19 protein-coding genes, 1 tRNA gene and 1 pseudogene are annotated in these 23,251 nt (G+C 67.0%); 11 read left to right on the plus strand and 10 right to left on the minus strand.

What is annotated here, in order from left to right:
• Positions 1–271: 271 nt before the first annotated feature.
• The 3 genes and pseudogenes from HRV97_RS17790 to HRV97_RS11775 form a co-directional block, all read right to left on the minus strand.
• Positions 272–1,408 carry a site-specific integrase gene (locus HRV97_RS17790; protein ID WP_174194479.1) on the minus strand — a complete coding sequence of 379 codons (1,137 nt, stop codon included), beginning with the start codon at positions 1,406–1,408 and terminating at the stop codon, positions 272–274.
• A 249-nt stretch (positions 1,409–1,657) separates the two neighbouring features.
• A pseudogene (locus HRV97_RS17860) lies at positions 1,658–1,831 on the minus strand (DUF6538 domain-containing protein); the annotation flags it as partial.
• A gap of 91 nt (positions 1,832–1,922) precedes the next feature.
• Positions 1,923–2,009 (minus strand) — tRNA-Leu (locus tag HRV97_RS11775).
• A 185-nt stretch (positions 2,010–2,194) separates the two neighbouring features.
• Here HRV97_RS11775 and HRV97_RS11780 point away from each other — a divergent pair.
• The 6 genes from HRV97_RS11780 (at position 2,195) to gltB (ending at position 10,883) form a co-directional block, all read left to right on the plus strand.
• Positions 2,195–3,127, plus strand: coding sequence for an SDR family NAD(P)-dependent oxidoreductase (locus HRV97_RS11780; protein WP_174194767.1), 933 nt, complete (start codon positions 2,195–2,197; stop codon positions 3,125–3,127).
• Between the two features lie 60 nt (positions 3,128–3,187).
• Positions 3,188–3,994 (plus strand): undecaprenyl-diphosphate phosphatase, encoded by an 807-nt coding sequence (locus HRV97_RS11785; protein WP_174194480.1) that lies wholly within the window; start codon positions 3,188–3,190, stop codon positions 3,992–3,994.
• A 157-nt stretch (positions 3,995–4,151) separates the two neighbouring features.
• Positions 4,152–5,591 (plus strand): NAD(P)-dependent oxidoreductase, encoded by a 1,440-nt coding sequence (locus HRV97_RS11790; RefSeq protein WP_174194481.1) that lies wholly within the window; start codon positions 4,152–4,154, stop codon positions 5,589–5,591.
• On the plus strand, positions 5,588–5,884 hold the full coding sequence (locus HRV97_RS11795; RefSeq protein ID WP_174194482.1) for a nucleotidyltransferase domain-containing protein: 297 nt from the start codon (positions 5,588–5,590) through the stop codon (positions 5,882–5,884). The genes HRV97_RS11790 and HRV97_RS11795 overlap by 4 nt, the downstream gene beginning before the upstream one ends.
• Positions 5,881–6,360, plus strand: a complete 480-nt coding sequence (locus HRV97_RS11800) for a ribonuclease HepT family protein (RefSeq protein WP_174194483.1) — start codon at positions 5,881–5,883, stop codon at positions 6,358–6,360. The genes HRV97_RS11795 and HRV97_RS11800 overlap by 4 nt, the downstream gene beginning before the upstream one ends.
• Positions 6,357–10,883 (plus strand): glutamate synthase large subunit, encoded by a 4,527-nt coding sequence (gltB, locus tag HRV97_RS11805; protein ID WP_174194484.1) that lies wholly within the window; start codon positions 6,357–6,359, stop codon positions 10,881–10,883. Before HRV97_RS11800 ends, gltB begins: the two co-directional genes overlap by 4 nt.
• Before the next feature lie 122 nt (positions 10,884–11,005).
• Here the strand turns inward: gltB and HRV97_RS11810 are convergent, their stop codons facing one another.
• Positions 11,006–11,500 (minus strand): hypothetical protein, encoded by a 495-nt coding sequence (locus HRV97_RS11810; protein WP_174194485.1) that lies wholly within the window; start codon positions 11,498–11,500, stop codon positions 11,006–11,008.
• A 143-nt stretch (positions 11,501–11,643) separates the two neighbouring features.
• Here HRV97_RS11810 and HRV97_RS11815 point away from each other — a divergent pair, with 143 nt between their 5' ends.
• Positions 11,644–12,315 (plus strand): glutathione S-transferase family protein, encoded by a 672-nt coding sequence (locus HRV97_RS11815; RefSeq protein WP_174194768.1) that lies wholly within the window; start codon positions 11,644–11,646, stop codon positions 12,313–12,315.
• A 13-nt stretch (positions 12,316–12,328) separates the two neighbouring features.
• On the plus strand, positions 12,329–12,700 hold the full coding sequence (locus HRV97_RS11820) for a tRNA-binding protein (RefSeq protein ID WP_174194486.1): 372 nt from the start codon (positions 12,329–12,331) through the stop codon (positions 12,698–12,700).
• A 718-nt stretch (positions 12,701–13,418) separates the two neighbouring features.
• On the opposite strand, the gene HRV97_RS11825 is transcribed toward HRV97_RS11820, so the two are convergent.
• Positions 13,419–14,306 (minus strand): LysR family transcriptional regulator, encoded by an 888-nt coding sequence (locus HRV97_RS11825; protein ID WP_174194487.1) that lies wholly within the window; start codon positions 14,304–14,306, stop codon positions 13,419–13,421.
• Positions 14,307–14,396: 90 nt separating this feature from the next.
• On the opposite strand from HRV97_RS11825, the gene HRV97_RS11830 reads away from it, so the two are divergent.
• Positions 14,397–16,499 (plus strand): malate synthase G, encoded by a 2,103-nt coding sequence (locus tag HRV97_RS11830; RefSeq protein WP_174194488.1) that lies wholly within the window; start codon positions 14,397–14,399, stop codon positions 16,497–16,499.
• A 35-nt stretch (positions 16,500–16,534) separates the two neighbouring features.
• Positions 16,535–17,101 carry a lipocalin family protein gene (locus HRV97_RS11835; RefSeq protein WP_174194489.1) on the plus strand — a complete coding sequence of 189 codons (567 nt, stop codon included), beginning with the start codon at positions 16,535–16,537 and terminating at the stop codon, positions 17,099–17,101.
• A gap of 19 nt (positions 17,102–17,120) precedes the next feature.
• Here the strand turns inward: HRV97_RS11835 and HRV97_RS17690 are convergent, their stop codons facing one another.
• The 4 genes from HRV97_RS17690 to hppD all read right to left on the minus strand — a co-directional run bounded on the left by HRV97_RS17690 (position 17,121) and on the right by hppD (position 20,792).
• Positions 17,121–17,816: a methyl-accepting chemotaxis protein gene (locus HRV97_RS17690; protein ID WP_343044496.1), complete on the minus strand. Its 696-nt coding sequence runs from the start codon at positions 17,814–17,816 to the stop codon at positions 17,121–17,123.
• 48 nt (positions 17,817–17,864) lie between these two features.
• A complete protein-coding gene (locus HRV97_RS11845; RefSeq protein ID WP_343044497.1) occupies positions 17,865–18,251 on the minus strand; it encodes a Rieske (2Fe-2S) protein in 387 nt (128 codons plus the stop codon).
• Between the two features lie 10 nt (positions 18,252–18,261).
• Positions 18,262–19,563, minus strand: coding sequence for a homogentisate 1,2-dioxygenase (hmgA, locus tag HRV97_RS11850; protein ID WP_174194490.1), 1,302 nt, complete (start codon positions 19,561–19,563; stop codon positions 18,262–18,264).
• Between the two features lie 176 nt (positions 19,564–19,739).
• Positions 19,740–20,792, minus strand: a complete 1,053-nt coding sequence (gene hppD / locus HRV97_RS11855) for a 4-hydroxyphenylpyruvate dioxygenase (RefSeq protein ID WP_174194491.1) — start codon at positions 20,790–20,792, stop codon at positions 19,740–19,742.
• A 118-nt stretch (positions 20,793–20,910) separates the two neighbouring features.
• Here hppD and HRV97_RS11860 point away from each other — a divergent pair, with 118 nt between their 5' ends.
• A complete protein-coding gene (locus HRV97_RS11860) occupies positions 20,911–21,885 on the plus strand; it encodes a M48 family metallopeptidase (RefSeq protein ID WP_174194492.1) in 975 nt (324 codons plus the stop codon).
• Between the two features lie 93 nt (positions 21,886–21,978).
• Here HRV97_RS11860 and hemA read toward each other — a convergent pair whose 3' ends face one another.
• A complete protein-coding gene (hemA, locus tag HRV97_RS11865; protein ID WP_174194493.1) occupies positions 21,979–23,247 on the minus strand; it encodes a 5-aminolevulinate synthase in 1,269 nt (422 codons plus the stop codon).
• Between the last annotated feature and the right edge of the window lie 4 nt (positions 23,248–23,251).

A 23,251-nucleotide genomic window follows, 5' to 3' on the forward strand; every position in this document is an offset into this window, starting at 1 on the left:
TCCGGCCCGCCGGGTCGCTGAACTGCTGCCGTGGAACTACCGGCCCGTTTGAGGTGACGCCGTCACCGGACGCTTACTACCGAGTGACCCCGACCGGGGAAGCTGCCCGCCGTGAGGCTGGCGTACCGCTCGGGCGGGATGCCTAAAATCCTGCCTAGGAGAGTCGCTGAGAGGTGATAGCTCATTCCGTCCTACAGATACCCGAACGCTTCCAAATCGCTCCACACGGGCGGCTCCGGGGCAATTTCGGGTATCTGTATGTCCGGTTCGCTCAAGGCTTGGGAATGACCAGCCCCGGCACCCGATAAGATGCAATAGCCGCTACCATTACCCGCATAGATGGAGCAGCCCCATACTTATCCGCAGCGTCTTTACCTTCATGCCCTTGGAACTGTCGGCATACCCGCTCAGGGATACCGGCATCTACAGCATGGGTTTTCCATGTATGGCGGAATGAGTGAAAGACCTTGGCCTTATCCTCAATCCCACAGTCGTGCTTATAGCGGCTGAACCACTGCCCTATCTTGTCAGTTAGTTTCTTGCCAATGCCTACAGCTTTCAGGCCGGGGAATACGCGGCCTGTCTGATCTGGCAGCTTGGATACATAGTCGATGAACCCTAGCTCAATCAGCTTGGGATGCAGCGGGACAAGCCTATTGCTCGCCTCGTTCTTGATTTGATTAGGCAGGGCATCGTCATCGGGCGTATCTGTTATGTCGATACACCATACCTCTTGCCGGTTTTCGGCATCGTCTATGTAAGCCACGGGCTTCACGTCCTGCACCCGTAGCTGGCCTATCTCTTCCCGGCGCGCTCCCATGAACAGGGCTAGGAGGGGAAGCCAATAGACAGCTTCTCCATAGCCGCCCTTAGGTCGTTCGCCCTTGGCATGAACCGGGCCAGCGAACAGGGCATTGAGGTCATCGGTAGAGAAGTCTTTCCGCTTCTCTCCCCGCTCAGTGACGGCCATCTTAACGTCACGGGCCACGTTGACGGGTACGATATCCTCTTGAGTCGCCCATTCTAGCAGGGTCCGCAGATACGCCAGCCGATCCCGCACATTCACCTGTGATCGGGCCGGGTCCGCTATCAGCTTGCGCTTGTAGGCCATCACATCGGCCTTGGTAATTAGCTCGACCGACTTACGGCCCATCATGGAATTGAACAGCTTGGCATCCCGCCAATAGGCATCCTTGCCACGGGGAGACGGCTTACGCTCAGCGGCCCACCCGTCGAGGATATCTGTATCTAGGTATTTGCCCTTGCCCTCGTTGGCCTTGGCGTCGTCGCTGTACTCAACGGCCTGATTTTGCCCTTTCGATGCGCGGGCATTCTGGCCGAACCGGGCATGAAGGGAGTTTATCAGGGCTTCCCGATTTGCCCCGGCTGTCTCCCGCTCATGCTCCACTAGCAGCCTGCCAGCCCTAGCTATGTCGGCTAGCGATCCCTCAGGTTCCTTACCGGCGCTCAGGGCATCCATGATCGGGGATAGGGCCTCAGCCTCCATGTCCGTGGCGAATAGCTCATCGGCTACATGGTCCGCTTGCTCTTGCTCCTGTTCCCAACGGGTCCGCGCCCGCTCCATCTGAGCGGGGGACAGGGGCGCTTTCGGCTTAGGGGCAGGCTTGCCAGCTAGGGACCGGGTAGCATCGGCTAGCAGCTTGTCCGTTTCGACAGTGTGAGCAGGGATGCGGAGCTTGGCCTCTGCCCGATCCTTGGACCGTAGCGACAGCATGAACTCAGCCCGACCGCCGAAGGCAGGCCGTAGCTCGACAGGGATTGCCCGCCGAAAATAGTAGGTAGAACCGCGCTTAGCGAGATAGGTACACATGGCTTTCAGCCCCTGTTACATCTGTAACAGCCGCCTGTAAAAACCGTTGTTTCTCAGCTATTTCCTAGGCTTTTCAATGGCCTAGGGTGAATGGTGCCCAGAAGAGGACTCGAACCTCCACGACCTTGCGATCGCCAGCACCTGAAGCTGGTGCGTCTACCAATTCCGCCATCTGGGCACGGTAAGAGCTGACAAGCTCTCGGGTAGGCCGGCGCCTCTAGTGGAGCGCACGGAGGCTTGTCAACGCTTTCCCGCACAGAAAATCGTGTGCGCGGCGCCACGCCCGTGCGCAGCCTTGTTATTCGCCCGCGCGGGCGGCTAAGGCGTGGCCCGACTTCCCAGGGACATTGACCAATGACCGGCGTGAACAACAAGCTCGTGACCCTGATCGGCGGCGGCGGCTTTATCGGCCGCTACGTGGCGCAGGCGTTGCTGAAGGCGGGCGCGCGCGTCCGCATCGCGCAGCGTGATCCGCGGCAGGCATTCTTTCTCAAGCCGCTGGGCGCGCTCGGGCAGACGCAGTTCGTCGCAGTGGACGTGACGCGCCCGGACACGGTGGCGCGCGCGGTCGAGCATGCCGATGGCGTCGTGAACCTCGTCGGCAGCTTCGCCGGCGACCTGCAGCGCATCCACGTCGAGGGCGCACGCGCGGTCGCGGAGGCCGCCGCGCGGTTAGGCGTCGGCGCGCTGGTGCACGTGTCCGCGATCGGCGCCGACGCGGACAGCGCGTCCAACTACGCCCGCACCAAGGGCGAGGCGGAGGCCGCGGTGCGCGACGCGTTCGCGAACGCGACGATCCTGCGCCCCTCGACGGTGTTCGGGCGTGAGGATCAGTTCATCAACCGCTTCGCGGGCATGGTCTCGCGCCTGCCGGTGGTACCGGTGCTGCGCGGCGGCGCGCGGTTCCAGCCGGTCTTCGCCGGCGACGTCGCGAACGCGGTTGTCGCCGCACTCGGCGATCCGGCGCGCTTCGGCGGCCAGTTGTTCGAGCTCGGCGGGCCGGAGGTGCTGACCATGCTGGAGATCCAGCAGCGGATCGCGACGCACGTCGGTCGCACGCCGACCTTCCTGCCGCTGCCCGACGCGGCGGGCGCCATCCTGTCGAAGCTGCCCGGCGGGCCGCTGACCGGCGACCAGTGGCTGCTGCTACAGCGCGACTCGGTCGTCTCCGCCGGCAGCGACGGGCTGACCGCGCTGGGCGTCGCGCGCACGCCGTTCGACGCGGTCGCGCCCGGCTGGCTGGTGCGCTACCGGAAGGCGGGACGCTTCTCGCTGCTCAACCGCGCGCAAGGCTGATACCTGGGCTGACACTTGGGCTAACCCGCCTACCCATTTCTTCTCCTCGGGAGATCGTGCTTGAACGACCTGCTCACCGCCGTCCTCCTCGGCATCGTCGAGGGGGTGACCGAGTTCCTGCCCGTCTCCTCCACCGGCCACCTGATCCTGGCGAGCGCGCTGCTCGGCTACGACGAGGCGCATTGGCGGTTGTTCAACATCGTGATCCAGCTGGGCGCGATCCTGGCGGTGGCCGTGCTCTACTGGCGCACCTTCTGGACCGTGCTGACGGGCTTGTTCGCGCGTGAAGCGGGCGCGGTGCGGTTCGTGCGCAACCTGTTGATCGCGTTCATCCCGGCGGCGGTGATCGGGTTGGCGCTCAAGGACCAGATCGAGGCGCTGCTGCTGCAACCGCGCGTGGTCGCGGTCGCGCTGATCGTCGGCGGCATCGCGATCCTGGTGATCGAGCGGCTGGTGAAGCCCGGCACCACGCGCGGCATCGCCGACATGCCCGCGCGCACCGCGCTGGGCGTCGGCTTCATCCAGTGTTTGGCGATGATCCCAGGCGTCAGCCGCTCGGGCGCGACGATCCTCGGTGCGCTGAGCCTCGGCGTCGAGCGGCGCACCGCGGCGGAATTCAGCTTCTTTCTGGCGATTCCGACGATGCTGGGCGCGAGCGTGGTCGAGTTGGGCGGGCATCACCGCGAGCTGATGACTGGCCAGGGCGCGGGTCTGGGCGCGATCGCGGTCGGCTTCGTCGTGTCGTTCGTCGTCGCGCTGCTGGTGGTGCGCTGGTTCGTCGGCATCGTCGGGCGGCACGGCTTCGCGCCCTTCGCCTGGTACCGGATCGTGGCCGGTGCGCTGGCGCTGCTACTCCTGACACAATGATAGGTGTTGAAGCGGACCTTCTACACAGCAGATGATAACCGATTTCTCGGATTTAAGTAGAAAACTCGACTAACTAGGTCCATTGCAATACCTAAGTTGTTTGATTTCGCGTGACAGACGATTGTTGATATGAAATTGCGGGCATCGGAGATTACCGATGGCCGACATGCTTCGTTTCGTTGAACGCCCGCAATCCTATCCCGCCAAGCGCGAGGCGGAGGCGCGCGCGGAGGACTTCCGCGAAATCGCCGAGCGTTATGCGGTGCAATCGGCGGAGGATCAGTCAGGGCGCTGCTCGCAATGCGGTGTGCCCTATTGCTCGGTCCACTGCCCGTTGCACAACCATATCCCCGACTGGCTGCGGCTGACCGCCGAAGGCCGGCTGCGCGAAGCGTATGAGCTGTCGAACGCGACCTCGACCATGCCCGAGATCTGCGGCCGCATCTGCCCGCAGGATCGGTTGTGCGAGGGCAATTGCGTGATCGAGTTCACCGGCCACGGCGCGGTGACGATCGGCTCGGTCGAGAAGTTCATCACCGACAAGGCGTGGGAGGAAGGCTGGGTCGAACCGCTCGTCCCCGGCTCGCCCCGCGGCCAGTCGGTCGGCGTGATCGGCGCCGGTCCGGCCGGGCTGTCGGCGGCGGAATATCTGCGCGGCCACGGCTACGAGGTCCACGTCTACGACCGCCACGACCGCGCCGGCGGGTTGCTGACCTACGGCATCCCCGGCTTCAAGCTCGAGAAGCCAGTCGTCACGCGCCGGGTCGAGCGATTGCGCGCAGGCGGCATCGTCTTCCACGAAGGCTTCGCGGTAGGTGAGGACGCGACGCTCGACGAGTTGCGCCAGCGCCACGACGCGATCCTGATCGCGACCGGCGTGTACAAGGCGCGCGCGATCGACGTCGGCGGGCATGACGCATCGGGCGTGGTCGCAGCACTCGACTATCTCACCGCCTCTAACCGCAAGAGCTTCGGCGACACCGTGCCCGCGTTCGAGGACGGCAGCCTCAATGCGGCGGGCAAGAACGTCGTCGTGATCGGCGGCGGCGACACCGCGATGGACTGCGTCCGCACCGCGATCCGCCAGGGCGCGAAGAGCGTCAAATGCCTCTACCGCCGCGACCGCGCCAACATGCCCGGCAGCCAGCGCGAGGTGGCGAACGCCGAGGAAGAAGGCGTCGAGTTCGTCTGGCTCTCCGCCCCTGCCTCCTTCGTGGAGGACGGCGGCCGGGTCACCCACGTCCGCGCCAACCGGATGCGGCTGGGCAGCGCCGACGCCAGCGGCCGCCGCACGCCCGAGATCGATCCGGGCGCGGCCGAGGACATGCCCGCCGACCTCGTCGTCAAGGCGCTCGGCTTCGACGCGGAGGATTTGCCGCATTTGTGGGATGCGCCCGAACTCGGCGTCACGCGCTGGGGCACCGTCTTGGTCGACGCGAAAACGCTGATGACCAGCCTCGACGGCGTGTTCGCCGCCGGCGACATCGTCCGCGGGGCGAGCCTGGTCGTCTGGGCGATCCGCGATGGCCGCGACGTGTCGGCGGCGATGCACAAGTATTTGAAGACAAAGGCGGCGAACGCGCGGGTCGCGGCGTGAGGCTGACCGAACACGAGGTGTCGGCGATCAAGCAGGCGGCGCGCGAGGCGTTCGGCGACGACGCGGTCGTGCGCCTGTTCGGCAGCCGCGTTCACGACGACCTGCGCGGCGGCGATATCGATCTGCACGTGGAGGCGTCTCCGCCAACTAACGAATGGCAGGCACGTGGCCTGTTCGAGGATCGACTGTTTCGCCAGATCGAACCGCGCAAGATCGATCTAGTCCTGTCGCGCCGCGGCACGATCCCGCGCGGGTTCGAGCGTATCGCCTATCGCGACGGGATCGTGCTGTGACGCCCGAGCAGGAGGTGTTGGAGGATTTGCTGCTGGCGACCCGCGCGCTGATCCGCTCGGTCGTGGAAACACAGCCGCTTATGGGACAACCGCCCTCATCCAAAGAGGCGTTTGAGGCGATGACCTCGGTACAACGCGTGGCATCGACCGCGTTGCTGAAGGAGTTCGAGCAACTCCAAGGCACGCTGCACAGCCTGTTCCGTGCTATGTTGCGGATGCTGGGCATTCGACTGAAGGGTCTCTATCCGCTCGATATCGGCAACCACATGGTCGAGTTGGGTGTCATCGACGAGCCTGAGCGCTGGGTGACAATCGTCAAATTGCGAAACGAACTCGTGCACGAATACCCGCTCGGATCGACCGAGCGCTTCGAGCGTGTCGTCGCAGCGCTCACATCCATTCCGTTTCTCACCGATGCCGCCGCGCGTGCCGAGCGCGTGATTGCGGATCGTCACATGCTGGAGCCCCGATCATGACCGCCCCCAGTCTGACCGCCCAGCGCGCCTATCTCGCCGAGCACGGCATGTACCGCCCCGAATTCGAGGGCGACGCGTGCGGCGTGGGCCTCGTCGCGGCGACCGATGGCAAGCCGTCGCGCCGCGTCGTGCAATCCGCGATCGACGCGTTGAAGGCGGTGTGGCACCGCGGCGCGGTTGATGCCGATGGTAAGACGGGCGACGGCGCGGGGCTCCACGTCGACCTGCCGGTGCGCTTCTTCGACGATTGCGTCGCCGCCTCGGGGCACAAGCTCCTCCCCAACCGGCTCGCAGTCGGCATGATGTTCCTGCCGCGCACCGATCTGGGGGCACAGGAGACGTGCCGCACGATCGTCGAGGCGGAGATGATCGAGGCCGGCTACACGATCTACGGCTGGCGCCAGGTGCCGGTGAACGTGTCGGTGATCGGCGCCAAGGCGCAGCTGACGCGACCCGAGATCGAGCAGATCATGATCGCGGGGCCGATGCCCGACGCGGTCAGCGCGGAGGAGTTCGAGAAGAACCTCTACCTCGTCCGCCGCCGGATCGAGAAGCGCGTGATCGCGGCGCAGATCCAGGGCTTCTACGTCTGCTCGCTGTCGTGCCGCTCGATCATCTACAAGGGGCTGTTCCTCGCCGAGAGCCTGTCGGTCTTCTACCCCGATCTCACCGACCAGCGTTTCGAGAGCCGCGTCGCGATCTTTCACCAGCGTTATTCAACCAACACTTTCCCGCAATGGTGGCTGGCGCAGCCGTTCCGCTGCCTCGCGCACAATGGCGAGATCAACACGGTTCGCGGCAACAAGAACTGGATGCTCTCCCACGAGATCCGCATGGCATCGATCGCGTTCGGCGAGCATTCGGAGGACATCAAGCCGGTGATCCCCGCGGGCGCCAGCGACACCGCGGCGCTCGACGCGACGTTCGAGGCGATCTGCCGTTCGGGCCGCGACGCGCCGACCGCGAAGCTGATGCTGGTGCCCGAGGCATGGCAGTCGGGCGGCGACACGCCCGACGCGCATATCGCGATGTACCAATATCTGGCATCCGTGATGGAGCCGTGGGACGGCCCGGCCGCGCTCGCGATGACCGACGGGCGCTGGGCGGTCGGCGGCGTCGACCGCAACGCGCTGCGCCCGCTACGCTACACGCAGACCGCCGACGGCTTGCTCATCATCGGCTCGGAAGCCGGCATGGTGGTGGTGCCCGAGAGCACGATCGTCGCCAAGGGCCGGCTGGGCCCGGGGCAGATGATCGCGGTCGACCTGCACGAAGGCCGCGTGCTGCGCGACCGCGAGATCAAGGACAAGATCGCCGCCGAGCACGATTACGCCGCGATGATCGGCGAATTCTCGACGGTCGACGACCTGCCCCCCGCTCCGCTCGACAGCACCACCCGCTACGACCGCGCCGAACTCGCGCGGCGACAGGTCGCGGCCGGACAGACGCTGGAGGACATGGAGCTGATCCTGTCGCCGATGGTCGAGACCGCGAAGGAAGCGATCGGCTCGATGGGCGACGACACCCCGCTCGCGGTCATCTCCGACAAGCCGCGGCTGATCAGCCAGTTCTTCCGTCAGAATTTCTCGCAGGTCACCAACCCGCCGATCGATTCACTGCGCGAGCGCTACGTCATGTCGCTCAAGACGCGCTTCGGCAATCTGGCCAACATTCTCGACACCGAGGATCGGCGCGAGCGCGTGCTGGTGCTCGATTCGCCGGTGCTGACCGGCGCGCACTGGCACCGGTTGAAGGCCTATTTCGGCTCCAGCGCGGCCGAGATCGACTGCACGTTCGAGACCGGCGGCGGTGCGGAGCGCCTGCGCGCCGCGATCCAGCGCATCCGCAACCAGGCCGAGCAAGCGGTGCGCGAGGGACGCAGCGAGCTGTTCCTGACCGACGAGAATATCTCGGAGGACCGCGTCGCGATCCCCGGCGTGCTCGCCGCCGCCGCGGTCCACACCCATCTCGTGCGTCGCGGGCTGCGCTCCTACGCGAGCGTCAACGTGCGCACCGCCGAGTGCCTCGACACGCATTATTACGCCGTGCTGATCGGCGTTGGCGCGACGACGGTGAACGCGTACCTGGCCGAAGCCGCAATTGTCGACCGCCAAGCGCGCGGGCTGTTCGGCGATCTCGCGCTCGACGACTGCCTCGCCCGCCACAAGAAGGCGATCGAGGAGGGCCTGCTCAAGATCATGTCGAAGATGGGGATCGCGGTGATCTCCTCCTATCGCGGCGGCTATAATTTCGAAGCGGTGGGTCTCTCCCGCGCGCTCGTCAACGACCTGTTCCCCGGCATGCCCGCCAAGATCAGCGGCGAGGGCTACGCTTCGCTCCACGTCAACGCGACCGAGCGGCACGAGGCGGCGTTCGACAGCGCGGTCGCGACGCTGCCGATCGGTGGCTTCTACCGCCAGCGCCACACCGGCGAGGCGCACGCCTACTCCGCGCAACTGATGCACCTGCTCCAGACGGCGGTCGCGACCGACAGCTATTCGAGCTACCTGCAATTCTCACGCGGAGTCGCCGACCTGCCGCCGATCTACCTGCGCGACCTGTTCCAGTTCAACTTCCCCGCAGAGGGCGTCGCGGTTGATCAGGTCGAGGCGATCACCGAGATTCGCAAGCGCTTCGTCACCCCCGGCATGAGCCTCGGCGCGCTGTCGCCGGAAGCGCACGAGACGCTGGCGATCGCGATGAACCGGATCGGTGCCAAGGCGGTGTCGGGCGAGGGCGGCGAGGACAAAATCCGCTACACGCCGTACGAGAATGGCGACAACGCCAATTCGGTCATCAAGCAGATCGCTTCGGGGCGCTTCGGCGTGACGTCGGAATATCTCAACGCCTGCGACGAGATCGAGATCAAGGTCGCTCAGGGTGCCAAGCCCGGTGAGGGCGGGCAGCTCCCCGGCTTCAAGGTAACCGAGTTCATCGCCCGCCTGCGCCACTCGACGCCCGGCGTCACGCTCATCTCGCCGCCGCCGCACCACGACATCTACTCGATCGAGGATCTGGCGCAGCTCATCTACGATCTGAAGCAGATCAACCCGCGCGCGCGCGTCTGCGTCAAGCTCGTGTCGTCGGCCGGCATCGGTACGGTCGCAGCGGGCGTCGCCAAGGCGCACGCCGACGTGATCCTCGTCTCGGGACACGTCGGCGGTACGGGTGCGTCCCCGCAGACCAGCATCAAGTACGCCGGTACGCCGTGGGAGATGGGGCTGAGCGAGGTCAACCAGGTCCTCACCCTCAACGGCCTGCGCGGCCGCATCAAACTGCGCGCTGACGGCGGATTGAAGACCGGACGCGACATCGTCATTGCCGCGATCCTAGGCGCAGAGGAGTTCGGCATCGGCACGCTCAGCCTCGTCGCGATGGGCTGCATCATGGTGCGGCAATGCCACTCGAACACCTGCCCGGTCGGCATCTGCACGCAGGACCAGAAACTGCGCGACAAGTTCGTCGGCACGCCGGAAAAGGTCATCAACCTGATGACCTTCATCGCCGAGGAAGTGCGCGACATCCTCGCGCGGCTGGGCGTGCGCAGCCTCGACGAGATCATCGGTCGCACCGAGCTGCTTCGCCAGGTCAGCCGCGGCGCGGAGCATCTCGACGACCTCGACCTGAACCCGATCCTCGCCAAGGTCGACGCGACCGACGCCGAGCGGCGCTTCTCGCTCTCCACCTTCCGCAACGAAGTGCCCGACAGCCTCGACGCGCAGATCATCAAGGATGCCGCCCCCGTCTTCTCGCGCGGCGAGAAGATGCAGCTGACCTATTCGGTGCGCAACACGCACCGCGCGGTCGGCACCCGCCTGTCGAGCGAGATCACCCGACGCTTCGGGATGAGCAAGCTCGCCGACGGCCACGTCACCGTCCGCCTGCGCGGCTCGGCCGGGCAATCGCTCGGCGCGTTCATGTGCAAGGGGATCACGCTCGAAGTGTTCGGCGACGCCAACGATTACGTCGGCAAGGGGCTGTCGGGCGGCACGATCATCGTGCGCCCAGCGGTATCCTCGCCGCTCGCCAGCCAGGACAACACCATCCTCGGCAACACCGTGCTCTACGGCGCGACCGCGGGTAAACTGCTCGCAGCGGGCCAGGCGGGCGAGCGCTTCGCGGTGCGCAATTCGGGCGCCGACGTCGTGGTCGAGGGCTGCGGCGCGAACGGCTGCGAATACATGACCGGCGGCACCGCGGTGGTGCTGGGCGAGGTGGGCCAGAACTTCGGCGCCGGCATGACCGGCGGCATGGCGTTCGTCTATGATGCCAAGGGCAGCTTCGCGCGCAACGCCAACCCGGAGAGCATCGTGTGGCAGCGCCTCGCCAGCGCCCACTGGGCCGAGCGGCTCCACGCGCTCGTCCACGCCCACGCCCGCGCCACCGACAGCCGCTGGTCGAAGGGGCTGCTCGAGGATTGGGACGCCGCGCTCCAGCATTTCTGGCAGGTCGTGCCCAAGGAAATGCTCACCCGCCTCCCCCACCCGCTCGACGACAGCGCCGAATTGGTCGCGGCGGAGTAACGTCTCTTCCTACGTCATCCCGGGCTCGACCCGGGATCCCGCTTCTACTTGCCACCGCCGAGAGGACAGCGGGACCCCGGATCAAGTCCGGGGTGACGTGCGGGGGAAGGTACGATCGGCGACTATGCCCGCCGCCACCGCCACGCCCCCCACACCAGCACCGCCACGATCGCCAGCACCGGCCAGCCGCCATCGGTCCGCCACAGATACGCCGCCCCCGCGACTCCCGCCGCGCCCGCCACCAGCACCGCCGCGCCGCCCGCGTGCAGCCGCCGAAGCACCCACGCCGCGAGCCCCAGGCACGCCAGCGCATTCACCCCCAACCACCAGTAAGACCCTGCCGCCGACAGCGCGCCCACCAGCGGCAGCTTCACGGTCGCGAACCCGATCATCCGGTTCGGAAAGAAATCCGCCGCCAGGTGCAGCCCCAGCCCGCCGCCGAACCCGCACGCCCCCGGCCACCATCGCCGCCGCGCCAGCAGCACGCCCGGCAGCAGCACGCTGTGCGTCACCGCGCTGCGATGCCCCAGCCACAACGCCATGTCGACGTCGGGCAGGGTCAGCCCGACCACGAAGGCGAGCAACGTGGCGAGCGCGGCGATCAACGGGTGCGACACGCCCACGTCCCTGCCCGCTCGGCCGCCGCGACGGAAGTCCCTGCGGCGCCAGCACTTTCATCGCGCGCGCCCGACGCCACAAACCTGCACCTCGCCACGTGCGCCCCTTGCCCCACCTCACGGGCGCGCTATTCACCAAACCCATGTGGCAGTTGCACCAATTCACCCTGTGTCCGTTCACCCGAAAGGTGCGCACACTGCTCAATGAAAAGGACGTCGGCTACCAATTGGTGCGCGAGCATCCGTGGGAGCGGCGCGACGATTTCCTCCACATGAACCCCGCTGGCCAGACGCCGGTGATGGTCGAGCCGAACAAGGGCGAGGTGCTGATCGATTCGCTCGCGATCTGCGAGTATTTCGAGGAAACGGTGGAGCGTGCCGCGATGATCAACGGCACCTCGGCCAACCGCGCCGAGATCCGCCGGCTGGTCGCGTGGTTCGACACTTTCTTCTACCGCGACGTGACGCAGCCGCTGCTCGAAGAACGGATGCTCAACCGCCTCGTCCACCGCACCGCGCCCAATGCATCACGGCTGCGCGAGGCGATGAAATCGTCGGTCGGGCACCTCGACTATATCGATTACCTGCTCGACCACCGCAAATGGATCGCCGGCGCGACGATCAGCCTCGCCGACCTCGCCGCCGCGTCGCAGATCTCGGTCGCGGATTACCTGGGCGGCATCGACTGGACCGGCCACGCGCACGCCAAGGCGTGGTATGCCGCATTCAAGAGCCGCCGCAGCTTCCGCCCCTTACTCACCGAGCGCGTCAGCGGGATCGAGCCGCCGAGCTATTACGAAAATCCGGACTTCTGATGCCGAGGGACTGATGCACGCCTCCAACGATCCCGCCGCGCCCGCCGCCGACCCGATCACCTTCGACGATTGGATGCGCGTCGACGTCCGCGTCGGCACGATCGTGGCGGTCGACCCCTTCCCCGAAGCGCGCAAGCCCGCCTACAAGCTCACCATCGACTTCGGCGAGGTGCTGGGCATCAAGCGTTCCTCGGCGCAGATCACCGTGCGCCACTCGGCCGACGAGCTGATCGGCCGCCAGGTCGCCGCCGTCGTCAACTTCCCCTCGCGACAGATCGGCCCGATGATGTCGGAGGTTTTGACGCTCGGCTTCCCCGACGCGGACGGCGCGGTGGTGCTCGTCAGTCCGGCGCACCCAGTTCCGAACGGCGGCCGCCTGTTCTGACCGGCCGGCGGGGCGCTGGCTCCGCGAACCGATTGAAACAAACGCCGTCACCCGGCCCGACCTCGCGACGAACAAGGATGATGCGGCCGGATGCGCGCTCCGCGATACCGCGTGCGTGCTCCAACCAGTTCAACGCACATTCTTCCGTCACCCCGGACTTGATCCGGGGTCCCGCTTCTCGGGCCGGCAGAAGAAGCCAGCGGGATCCCGGATCAAGTCCGGGGGACGATGTGGCGAACGGCCGAGAACCGCTCCGATAAGCTAGTCCCAAGTCACCCCAGCAGCCGCCATGCCACGCTGTCCTACACACCCGATCCATGCCAGCGTCATCCCAGGACCGGATCACCGACGCTCTTTGACATCGCTACGCCAGCGAACCACGCCGCACCCACCCAACCTTTTTGAGCGCTGATCTTTTTAAAAGCGTTTTGACGGATTTAACCCCCCTCATCCCGGACTTGATCCGGGATCCCGCTACCTTCTCGTGTCGTGCTCAAAGAAGCGGAAACCCGAATCCAAGTCCGGGGTGACGGGAACATGCCCGTTAAGCCGCGCGGAAAGCGGCCCAGCGTGATCTCTCGCGACAGTCGGATTACTCCAACTCCGCGCCGCGCTTTGGCGTGACCTTCGCGTGACCTTCCGCACCGCCCCCACGTCGACTCAGTCCCCCGCGCGCCGCGCTTTGGCGTAACCTTCGCGTGACCTTCCGCGATCCCCTTCACTCCCACGCCGCCGGATCAACCACCTCGCGCAGGAACGCCACGAACGCGCGCACCGCCGGCGACACGATCGGCGCGCGCGGGTGCACCGCCCAGATCGCGACGTCCAGCATACCCTCCCACTCGGGCAGCACGCGCACCAGCGCGCCGGTCCGCAGCGCATCGCCGACGTCCCATAGCGAGCGTAGCGCGATGCCAACCCCCGACAGCGCCAGTTCGCGTACCAGCTCGCTCGAATTAGTTTCGACGTGGCTCGCGCGGTCGACGCTCGCGCGTCTGCTGCCCGACACCAGCCGCCACGGCATCTGCCCCGCCGCGGCGAGCAGGCGGTGGTCGCCCAGATCGGCGATCCGCGCCGGCACGCCCGCGCGCGCTAGATAGGCCGGGCTAGCGCACAACACACGGCGGCTCGCGCCCAGCCGATGCGCCTCCAGCGACGGCGGCACCCCGGCGGCGATGCGGATGCCGACGTCGACGCTCCCCGCGACTAGATCGACGAATGCGTCGGACAGGTCGAACGCGAGCCTCACCTGAGGATGCGCGTCGAGGAAGCGGTGCAGCTGCGGCGCGACGTGGAGGCGCCCGAACGAGGTGGGCGCGCTGACGCGGAGCAGCCCCGCCGGCACCGCCGCCGCACCGGTCAACCGCGCTTCCGCCGCCTCGACCGCAGCGAGGATCGCGACCACGTCGGCGTGGAACCGCTCGCCTGCTGGCGTCAGTGCGAGACGTCTGGTCGTGCGCTGCACCAGCCGCGCACCGAGCCGCGCCTCAAGCCGCTGGAGCCGGCGCGACGCCATCGCAGGAGATAGGCGCAGCTCCCGCGCCGCCGCAGCGATGCTGCCAGCGGTCACCAGCCGCGCAAACAGGATGTAATCAGGGTCGATCATTCATGCATCTGAGTAGCGGCTGCCGCGTCAATGATGCGTCTAGTGGCGTCAACGGGCGCAGGCTACAAGCGTGCCGGCAGGAGAGAGCAGATGACCGAGCAGATGACCAACCGCGCCGGCCTCAACGTCGCGAACGAACTCGCAGCCTTTATCGAGGAGCGTGCGCTGCCCGGCACTGGTGTCGAGCCGAACGCCTTCTGGTCGGGCGTCGCCGACATCTTCGCCCGCTTCGCGCCCGAGAACCGCGACCTGCTCGCGCACCGCGACGAGCTGCAGCGCCGCATCGACGACTGGTACGCCGCGCGCGCCGGACAGCCGATCGACCAGGCCGCGTACCAGGCGTTCCTGCGCGAGATCGGCTATCTCGTCCCCGAACCCGCACCGTTCACGATCGACACGACCGACGTCGACGCGGAGGTCGCGACCACCGCCGGGCCGCAACTGGTCGTGCCGATCCTCAACGCGCGCTTCCTCTTGAACGCCGCCAACGCGCGCTGGGGCAGCCTGTATGACGCGCTTTACGGCACCGACGCGCTCGGCTCGCCCAACCCCGGCGGTGCGTATGACACGGCACGTGGAAGTCAGGTGATCGCCTGGGCAAAGGCATTCCTCGACGACGCGGTGCCGCTCGCGAGCGGATCGTGGACGGACCTCACCGGCGACGACATCACGCTCGCCGACCCCGCTCAGTACGTCGGCCGCAGCGAGAACGGCCGCCTGTTCCGCCACAACGGGCTGCACATCGAGGTCGTGTTCGATTCCAACCATCCGATCGGCCGCGACGATCCCGCGGGCATCGCCGACGTGATCCTGGAAAGTGCGGTCACGACGATCTGCGACCTGGAGGATTCAGTCGCCGCGGTCGACGCCGCCGACAAGGTCGCGGCCTATGCCAACTGGCTCGGGCTGATGCGCGGCGACCTCGCCGACACGTTCGAGAAGAACGGGCGGGAGATGACGCGTCGGCTCAACCCCGACCGCCGTTACACCGGCCCCGACGGCGGCGAGATCGTGTTGCCCGGCCGCAGCCTGCTGTTCGTCCGCAACGTCGGTCACCTGATGACGACGCCGGCGCTGCACCTGCCTGACGGCAGCGAGGCACCCGAGGGCATCCTCGACGCGATCGTCACCAGCCTCGTCGCGCTTCACGACATCCGGGGGGGGCGCCGCAACAGCCGCGCGGGCAGCATCTACATCGTCAAGCCCAAGATGCACGGCCCCGACGAATGCGCCTTTACCGACCGCCTGTTCGACGCGGTCGAGGACCTGCTCGGCCTGCCACGCCACACGATCAAGGTCGGCGTGATGGACGAGGAACGCCGCACCTCGGCTAATCTCGCCGCGTGCATCCACGCGGTGCGCCACCGCATCGTGTTCATCAACACCGGCTTCCTCGACCGCACCGGCGACGAGATGCACACCGCGATGCGTGCCGGCGCGATGATCCGCAAGGCGGAGATGAAGGGCGCCGACTGGATCAAGGCGTATGAGGACCGCAACGTCCAGATCGGGCTCGCCTGCGGCCTCTCCGGCCGCGCGCAGATCGGCAAGGGCATGTGGGCCGCGCCCGACATGATGGCCGACATGCTCGACCAGAAGATCGCGCATCCGACCAGTGGCGCGACCACCGCCTGGGTACCCTCACCCACCGCGGCGACGCTGCACGCGACGCATTACCACCGCGTCGACGTGTTCGCGCGGCAAGAGGCGCGCCGCGCCGAGCCGGTCGCCGCGCTCGACCGTTTGCTCACCGTGCCCCTGGCCGCGGGGCGCAACTGGACGCCGCAGGAGGTGCGCGAGGAGCTCGACAACAATGCGCAGGGGATTCTCGGCTATGTCGTGCGCTGGATCGACCAGGGGGTGGGCTGTTCCAAGGTGCCCGACATCCACGACGTCGGGCTGATGGAGGACCGTGCGACGCTGCGCATCTCGTCGCAGCACATGGCCAACTGGCTGCTCCACGGCGTCGCCACCGCCGACGAGGTCAATGCTGCGCTGACCCGCATGGCCTCCAAGGTCGATGCGCAGAATGCAGGCGACCCGGCCTATCACCCCATGGCGGGCCGCGAGGAGGAGAGCATCGCATTCCAGGCCGCGCGCGCGCTTGTCTTCGACGGTGTCGCGCAACCCAGCGGCTACACCGAACCGCTGCTGCACGCCGCGCGGTTGCGCGAGAAGGCGCGCGTGGCCTGAGGGAACCAGGCGGGCGTTCGCTGGTAGGGATGTGCATGGCACAGCAATCCTCCCGTCCCAACGCCGCCGTCCTCGCCGGAGCCGGCGCCGCCGCGCTCGGTCTCGGCGGTTTCCTCTACCTGCGCGCCAAGCGTCCGCCGGTGATTAACCGTGCGGTGCCCGAGCCCGCCAAGCCGGTCGACCTCAACCGCTATCTCGGCCGCTGGTACGAGATCGCGCGGCACGAATACCTGTTCGAGGAGGGCATGGACGCGGTCACCGCCGACTACTCCCGCCTCGCGGCCGACAAGATCGGCGTCACCAATGCTGGCACGCGCGGCGGCAAGCGCAAGGTCGCGCGCGCCAAGGGCGTGGTCGCGGACAAGACGACGGGCGCGAAGCTCAAGCTGTCGTTCTTCGGGCCATTGTACGTCGGCGATTACTGGGTGCTCGACCACGCCGACGATTACAGCTGGTCGATCGTCGGCGAGCCCGGCGGGCGCTACCTGTGGCTGCTGTCACGCTCGCCGCGTCCCGGCGACAAGGAGGTCGACGCATTGTTCGCGCGCGCCAAGTCGCTCGGCTACGACACGGGCGCGCTGCGCCGCACACATCAGCCGTGAGGCGCGCCCGGATGCGTGCCTAGTCGCCCTGCGCCGCGACCAGCCGCGCGGCGCGCCCGGCGGCGTCGTGCGTGTCGCGTGCCAGTTTCTTGACCTCAGAGGCGACCACCGCGAAGCCGCGCCCCGCCTCTCCCGCGCGCGCCGCCTCGATCGTCGCGTTGAGCGCGAGCAGGTTGGTCTGCTTGGCGATGGCGGAGATGCTCGACACGATCTCCGCCACCTGCGCCATCGTGTTCTCCATCACCGTGCCGCGCTCGACCAGCGCGGCGCCTGACACGCGCGACTGGTCTAGGTGTGCCTGCACCTCGCGTTCCAGCTTGACCTGTCGCGTGATGTCGGTGGCGATCTTCAGCACGCGCTCTGGCATGCCCGGTGGTCCGAGGACCGGCGTATAGGTCGCCTGCAACCACACTTCCTCGCCGCGCGCGTCGCGTCGCGGGTACTCGCCCTGGTCGAACCGGCCGGAGCCGAGCTTGCGCCAGAACTCGGCATAGGCTGGCGTATCAGCCTGATTGTCGAAGCACAGCACACGGTGGTGCCGCCCGACGATCTCATCGAGCCGGTAACCCACGATGGTGAGGAAACGGTCGTTCGCCCAGGTCACGACGCCGTCCATCGTGAATTCGATCACCGCCTGCGATCGGCACAGCGCGTGCCAGGCGGCCTGCGACGCGCCGATGCTGAAATGGTTGGGCAAGGTTTCGGATGCGATCACCAGCCTGTCATGGTTGAAGGTGATTAAGCATCCGTTTCGGATGGCGGATTACGTATCGGCGGTGACGATCACGCCGCCATCGACGCGCACCGGCCACGGCGTCAGCCGCGCGCCCATGCAAGGCCCGCCCTCGCAGCGACCATCGGCAATCGCGAACACCGCGCCGTGCCACGAACACATGATCCGCGCGCCATCGGGCGTCAGATAGGCGTCGAGCTCCTGCGCCAGCGGTAGCCCGGCGTGTGGGCAGCGGTCGACGTAGCCGTAGACCGCCTCCCCCTGTCGCACGACGAAGCCGTGGAATCGCCCCGCGCGCAATTGCAGCACGTAATTGCGCGCGGCACCGTCGGCGATCTGATCGAGCGTGCCGAGCTTCACCCCCGCTGGGGTTGCAAAGACGCGAGCGGATTGCCCGCCGGTCGTCACCTCGCTCACGCGCGCACCTTCATGAACGGGGCAGCGTCGCCTTGGGGAAATCCGCCCATACCGCGTCATAGTCGAGCTGTGCGTGCGTCAGCGCGTAGTCGGTCGGCCGGTACGCCCAGCAGCTCTCGAGCATGAACGCCATCGTGCCCTCGATCTTGTGCGGCTTGAGGTCGGCGGCACTCGCCCCCTGCCAGCTCGCGACGTCGGGGCCGTGCCCGCTCATGATGTTGTGGAGCGAGATGCCGCCGGGCTGGAAGCCTTCCGCCTTCGCATCATACGCGCCGGTGATCAGCCCCATCGCCTCCGACATGACGTTGCGGTGGAACCACGGCGGACGGAACGTCCCCTCCGCCACCATCCAGCGCGGCGGAAAGATGACGAAATCGGCGTTGGCGCGGCCGGGCACATCGCTGGGACTCGTCAGCACGGTGAAGATCGACGGATCGGGATGGTCGAAGCTGACGGTGTTGATCGTGTTGAAGCGCGACAGGTCATAGCGCCAGGGCGCGAGATTGCCGTGCCACGCGACGACGTCGAGCGGCGAATGGTCGAGCGTCGTCGTCCACAGCGATCCCATGAACTTCTGGATGACCTCGGTCGGTTCGTCGCGGTCCTCGAACCAGGCGACCGGCGTCTCGAAATCGCGCGGGTTAGCAAGGCCGTTGGCGCCGATCGGGCCGAGATCGGGCAGGCGGAACAGCGCGCCGTGATTCTCCGCGACATAGCCGCGCGCCTGACCGTCGGGCAGTAGCGCCTTGAAACGGACGCCGCGCGGCACGAGCGCGACCTGTCCCGGCGCGACCTCGATCCGGCCGAGTTCGGTCAGCAGCTCCAGCCGCCCCTGCTCGGGGATGAAGAGCAGTTCGCCGTCCGCGTCCATGAACACGCGCGCGTCCATATCCTTGGTCGCGGCATAGACGTGCATCGCGACGCCTTCGAGGTCGGCGGGGTGGCGATTGGTCAGCATCGTCGTCATGCCGTCGACCAGATCGACGCGCTCTCCGCCCGGCAGCGGCAGCGGATCCCAGCGCAGCCGGTTGGGTGGCAGCGGCGTGTCGGCGGTGCCGGGGGCGAAACGCTTGGCTCCCTCATAAGCCTCGAACGGCGGATGCTCCGCGGTCGGGCGCATCCGGTACAGCCACGAGCGGCGATTCTCGTGCCTTGGCGCGGTGAAGGCGGTGCCTGACAGTTGCTCGGTATAGAGCCCGAAGGCGGGGCGCTGCGGCGAGTTGCGGCCGATCGGCAGCGCACCGGGGATCGCCTCGGTCGAGACGTGGTTGCCGAAACCGGGGATGTAGGTGGGGGTGATGGGGTCGGTCATCCTCGGTCCTTCCTTGGGCGGCTTTGTGTAACGAATCCGCGGGTGGATCGTGTCACGCCCGCCGGCGCGTCAGACGCGGCGAAGCCGCGCCTTGTGCGCCGGCTTCGTCGCGCTAGCCGGTCGACGGCGCCGCCGTCGCGGCGCATCTCGTGCGAAGCGTTCGCTTCGCACATCGATCAGGCGTCGACTGTAATGACACCGCGCCGAATTTGGTCGAGTTCAATCGACTCATACAGCGCCTGGAAGTTGCCGTTGCCGAACCCCTCGTTGCCTTTGCGCTGGATGATCTCGAAGAAGATCGGGCCGACCATGTTCTCGGTGAAGATCTGCAGCAGCAATCCTTCCTCGCCGACGTTGCCGTCGATCAGGATGCGGTTGCGGCGCAGCCGCTCCAGGTCCTCGCCGTGGTTCGGCACGCGCTTATCGACCAGCTCGTAGTAGGTCTCGATCGTGTCCTGCAACCGCACACCGCGCGCGCGCAGCTTCTCGACGGTGGTGTAAATGTCGTCGGTGGTGAGCGCGAGATGCTGGATGCCTTCGCCGTTGTAATCGCGGATGAACTCCTCGATCTGGCTCTTGTCGTCCTGGCTCTCGTTCAAGGGGATGCGGATCGCCTTGTCGGGCGCGATCATCGCCTGGCTGAACAGGCCCGTCGCCTTGCCCTTGATGTCGAAATACTTCTGCTCCTCGAAGCCGAAGATCTGGCCGTAGAACGCCGACCACGTCCGCATCTGTCCGCGCCGCACGTTGTGCGTCAGGTGATCGAGCAGGTCGAGCCCGACGTTGTTCTCCGCCGCTGCGTCCTGCCAGCCCTCGACCTCGGTCCAGTCGGCGAACGGATCGGCGTCGACCAGGTACAGCAGCGAGCCGCCGATGCCTTCGAGCACCTGCGCGTCAGGCAGTGCGCTGCCGCTCGCGTCCATGGCCTTGGCGCCACGCTCCACCGCTGCGTCGAGCGCCTCGCGCGCGTTCGAGACGCGGAACGCCATCGCGTTGGCCGACGGGCCGTGACTGTTACGGAACTCGGCGGCCTGCCCAGTCTCCTCGCGGTTGATCAGCAGGTTGATGCGACCCTGGCGGTAGAGCGTCACCTGCTTGGTCGGGTGCGTGGCGGCCGGAACGAAGCCGAGCGCCTCGAACTGCTTGGCAAGCCTGTCGGGTTCAGGCGAGGTGAACTCGCAGAAGGCGAAGCCGTCGAGCCCCATCGGATTGACGTCGATATGGTCCATGAGCCTGCTCCACTGGTATCAAGTGAAACTATTCTGATGCGTGAGGCGCGCGAAGTCAATGCGGGCGCGGTGTTGCGCGGTGATGACCGCGCGACCTGCACGGCGTAGAGGACGAGGCATGTCGCGTCTGCTCCGCATCTTGCTCCCCCTCACGCTGCTCGCCGCCGCAGCGCCCGACAGCCGCGCGACATTCGAGGCGTTGCGGGCGCAGGATGCGCGGCTCGCGGACGTGGCGTGGCGGCTCACCACCGCGAACGCCGCGCTGTGCCGCGACCAGCAGCCGGGCACTGGGCTCGTGCTTCACGCGATCGACCAATATGCCGCGCGTGATGCCGACACGGCGCGCGCGGTGTTCGGCTTCGCGGAGCCGGTTGCGGTGGAGTGGGTGGTGCCCGGTTCACCCGCTGCGCGGGCGGGGATCGTCCAGAACGAAGGACTGGCGGCGATCGCCGGCACGCCGCTGACTGCGCCGACCGCAGCGCACGACACCAGCGCGACGCGTGATGCGGCACTTGCCCGGCTGGCCGCGCGACCGCCGGGCGCACCGATCGTGCTGACGCTCAACGACTTGGACGGCACGCGCCGCGCCACGATCGCGCCGGTCCCCGCCTGCCGCAGCGAGTTCGAGGTGGTCGCAGGACCCAAGCTCGGCGCGTCATCGGACGGGTATGTCGTGCAGGTCGGCGCGCGGTTGATGGAAACGTACGGCGACGACGATGTAGCAGTCGTGGTCGCGCACGAGCTCGCGCACACGATCCTGCGCCACCGCGCGCGGCTGGAGGCGGCGGGGGTCAAATGGGGGCTGTTCGGCGAGTTCGGCCGCAACGCGCGGCTGTTTCGCGTGACGGAAACCGAGGCCGACGTGCTTGGCGCGTTTCTGCTGCGCAACGCCGGCTGGGACCCGCAGAATGCGGTACGCTTCTGGCAAGGGCCGGGAAAAAAGGTCGACCCCGGCATGTTCCGCAGCCGCACGCATCCGTCACCTAAGGATCGCGCACGGATCATCGCGGAAGCGCTGGCGGCGATGCCGGCGGGTGCGCCGACGCCGTACGTGCCCGCGATCCTAGATCAGCGCGATGCAGCGTTACAGTGAACGCGGTTGCCCGGACTTGATCCGGCGTCCCACTTCTCCGCACGCTAGAGACAGGCAGCGGGATCCCGGCTCAAGGCCGGGATGACGAAGTTGCTACGCCGCCTGACGCAGCTCCAGCCGGCCCCAGATCTCGACCAACGCGTCGGTCAGCTCGCGCATCATCGCCTCGCTGTGCGCGGGGCCGGGGGTGAAGCGCAACCGCTCGGTGCCGCGCGGGACGGTCGGATAATTGATCGGCTGAACGTACACACCGTATTCGGCAAGTAGGATGTCGCTGATCTTCTTGGCCTTGACCGGATCGCCGACCATCACCGGCACGATGTGCGTTTCGCCGATCATCACCGGCAGACCGGCGTCGGCCAGCATCGCCTTGAGCGTCGCGGCGGCGGCCTGCTGCCCGTCGCGCTCGACGCTCGACGATTTCAGGTGCCGGACGGACGCCAGCACGCCCGCGACCAGCACCGGCGACAGCGAGGTCGTGAAGATGAACCCGGGCGCGTAGGAGCGGATCACGTCGACGATGGTGCGGTCGGCCGCGATATAGCCGCCCATCACGCCGAACGCCTTGCCCAGCGTTCCCTCGATGATCGTCAGCCGGTCGGCGACCGCATCACGCTCCGAGATGCCGCCGCCGCGCGCGCCGTACATGCCGACCGCGTGCACCTCGTCGAGGTAGGTCAGCGCATTATACTTGTCGGCGAGGTCGCAGATCGCCGCGATCGGCGCGACATCGCCTTCCATCGAGTATACGCTCTCAAACGCGATCAGCTTGGGCACCGCGGCATCGTCGGCGGCGAGCAGTTCCTCCAGATGCGCGAGATCATTGTGGCGGAACACGCGCTTCTCGCAGCCCGAATTGCGGATGCCTGCGATCATCGAGGCGTGGTTCAGCTCGTCGGAATAGATGATGCAGCCCGGCAGCACCTTGGCGAGCGTCGCCAGCGTTGCCTCGTTCGAGACATAGCCGCTGGTGAACAGCAGCGCCGCTTCCTTGCCGTGCAAATCGGCGAGTTCCGCCTCCAAGTCGACGTGATAGTGCGTGTTGCCGCCAATGTTGCGCGTCCCACCCGAGCCGGCGCCGACGTCGTGGAGCGCTTCTTCCATCGCCGCGATAACCTTGGGGTGCTGCCCCATCGCGAGATAATCGTTCGAGCACCAGACCGTGATCGGCTTGGGGCCGTTGTGCCCGGCGAAGCAGCGCGCATTGGGGAACATGCCCTTGTTGCGCAGGATGTCGATAAAGACGCGGTAGCGCCCTTCGGCATGCAGGCGGTCGATCGCCTGAGTAAACACGCGCGAATAATCGACCGGGCGTGCGTCGACCTGATGGACGCGGCGCGCTTCGCTGCTCTCGCTAATCATGCGA

The sequence above is a fragment of the Sphingomonas hominis genome (assembly GCF_013328205.1).
GTDB lineage: Bacteria > Pseudomonadota > Alphaproteobacteria > Sphingomonadales > Sphingomonadaceae > Sphingomonas > Sphingomonas hominis.